Origin of the sequence: Marinobacter salinexigens (genome assembly GCF_008370345.1) — a bacterium.
GTDB lineage: Bacteria > Pseudomonadota > Gammaproteobacteria > Pseudomonadales > Oleiphilaceae > Marinobacter > Marinobacter salinexigens.
Map to the genome: position 1 here is coordinate 1 of NZ_VTUU01000059.1, position 484 is coordinate 484.

The following is a 484-nucleotide window of genomic DNA, read 5'->3' on the forward strand; positions in this document are numbered from 1 at the left end:
TKSTGGTGGCGGACGAGAAGAACTGGGACGGGWTGGTGATGGCGTGCGAGACGCCGGTGCTGGTGGAGTTCTGGGCGCCGTGGTGCGGGCCGTGCCGGATGATCGCGCCGGTGATCGACGAGCTGGCCAAGGACTACGCCSGCAAGATCAYGTGCTGCAAGGTGAACACGGACGACAGCCCCAACGTGGCSTCYACCTACGGCATCCGCAGCATCCCCACCGTGCTCATCTTCAAGGGCGGCGAGAAGAAGGAGAGCGTCATCGGCGCCGTCCCSAAGTCCACGCTCACCACCCTCWYCGACAAGTACATCGGTAGTTCATGAGCATGCCATGCATGCATGCATCGACGACTAAACACATATGTGTATCTCTAGTAGCCTTTGCATACGGGATATGATCAATTCAAGCAGCCAGCCGTCTGCTACTGCTGTGTTATATATACCATACCTCCATGTCGAATCCAGAGTACATTAATTAGTTTCAG

1 protein-coding gene is annotated in these 484 nt (G+C 56.8%); it reads left to right on the forward strand.

Annotation, left to right across the window (positions count from 1 at the left end):
* Window positions 1-323, forward strand: a 323-nt coding sequence (gene trxA, locus FWJ25_RS20665; protein ID WP_223163285.1) for a thioredoxin, incomplete at its 5' end; no start/stop codon positions are given.
* Window positions 324-484 lie beyond the last annotated feature (161 nt).